The following is a 1,955-nucleotide window of genomic DNA, read 5'->3' as shown; positions in this document are numbered from 1 at the left end:
TACGTATTCGGAAGTCCTGTGACGGGTGTGTCGGCGTCCACCCTGGAGTGTTGCGGGGTTTGAGTCCGGGTTGCCACACGCTGGTCGCGTGGGGGTGCGTGATCTGTGGTGGTCGATGGTGTTTGCTGTGCCGCGTGACAGTGGTGGCGGGCGATGTTCTGGATTCGCAGGGTGCTGCGGCGTCTGTGGAGGACGTGCTCGCTGCCGTGCTGGCGGCGAATGAGCAGTTGACGCGGCTGGTGGCCGAGCTGCGGGCCGAGAACGCTGTGCTGCGGGCCGAGAACGCGCGGCAGGCCGGCGAGTTGGAGCGGTTACGGGCGGATCTTGCGGTGTTGCAGCGGATGGTGTTCGGGCGTTCGTCGGAGCGCTCGCGTCCGGAATCGTGTGATGTCGGTGACGCGGGCGGCGGGGGTGAGGCTGTCGATGCCGGCGCTGAGCAGGGCTCGAACGGTGGTGGTTCGGGTAAGGCTCGGGGTCCGGGGGCGCGGGCGGGGCGGCGTGACTACTCGGACCTGCCGCGGGTGGAGATGTTCTTCGACTTCGATGAGGGCGGGTACTGCTGCCCGCGGTGTGCACAGCCGTTCACGGTGCTGGGTGATCACGTGTCCGGGGAGCAGTTGGACTGGCAGGTGATCGTCCGGGTGGTGGTACACCGCCGTCGCCGGTACAAACGTGGCTGTTCGTGTCGGGTGCCGGCCACGGTGATGGCACCAGGCCCGCCGAAGGCGATCGGTAAAGGGTTGTTCGCCAACGGGTTCATCGCGATGCTGTTCACCGAACGCTATGTTGCGGGTCGCAGTATGAACTCCCTGGTGACCGGTCTGGGCCGCCAAGGTGCGACCATCTCACCGGCGACGCTGGCCGGCACGTGTGCGCAGGCCGGGGCGCTACTGGTGCCCCTCGAAGAGGCGATCGTCGCCCGGTCGCGGGATTCCTGGCACCTGCACGCTGATGAGACCACGTGGCGGGTGTTCGCCCCGGATTCCGGTGACGGCCCGACGAAGTTCTGGCTGTGGGTGTTCATCGGCGCGGACACCGTGTGTTTCGTGATGGATCCCAGCAGGGCCGCGACGGTGCTGGCCCGCCATGCCGGTATCGACGAGAGCACGGGGCAACTGCTCGACGGCGATGACGGCGGGCCGCGACGCCTGGTCATCTCCAGCGACTTCTACGCCGTGTACCAGTCCGCAGGCCGTAAAGCCGACGGGCTGGTCAACCTGTACTGCTGGGCCCACGTGAGAAGACACTTCGTGCGCGCCGGCGACGCCAACAAGACCCAGTTGCAGTACTGGGCGCAGTCCTGGTTGCAGCTGATCCGGGACCTGTACCGCGCCCATGACGAGTTGATGGCGGCCTGGGCGCACGCCGCGGCCCCCGCACCGGGTGACAGCAGCGCCGTGGTCCGCCTCGCCGAGGCGTACACCGGCTGGGACACCGCGATCACCACGATCGACGAAACCCGCCGCAAGCAGATGGCCATGCCCGGACTGAAAGAGCCGGCGAAGAAGGCCCTGGCCACCCTGGACCGGGAATGGGCCGGGCTGATCGCGCACCGCGACTACCCGATGATCGAGCTGGATAACAACAGGGCAGAACGCGCGATCCGTGGCCCCGTCGTCACCCGCAAGAACGCCCGCGGCTCGCACAACGACGACACCGCTCGGCTCGCCGCGACCGTTTGGACCGTCACCGCGACCGCGCAGATGGCCGGGTTGAACGTCCTGACCTGGCTCACCGCCTACCTCGACGCCTGCGGCCGTAACAACGGCAAACCCCTCACAGGTTCCGATCTTGAACGGTTCCTGCCCTGGAACGCCGACCCCGAAGACCTCCGCACCTGGACACAACCACCCTCACCACCACCACAGCCCAGCTGACCCCCCGCACCACCCCGGCGCGGCCGACCCCGCCACGCCGGCCATCGGCATGCCCTCACAGGACTTCCGAGTACTTAC

General features: G+C 67.8%; 1 protein-coding gene. It reads left to right on the top strand.

What is annotated here, in order from left to right; all coding sequences use genetic code 11:
* Positions 1-185 precede the first annotated feature (185 nt).
* The gene (gene tnpC, locus AC08OU_RS23615) at positions 186-1,877 is read left to right on the top strand and encodes an IS66 family transposase (RefSeq protein ID WP_476605849.1); all 1,692 of its coding nucleotides are present in this window, start codon (positions 186-188) and stop codon (positions 1,875-1,877) included.
* Positions 1,878-1,955: the final 78 nt, after the last annotated feature.

The sequence above is a fragment of the Frankia sp. CcMO1 genome (genome assembly GCF_977945845.1).
Note: the sequence above shows the minus strand (reverse complement) of the source record. Positions and strands in the feature narration are given on the sequence as shown.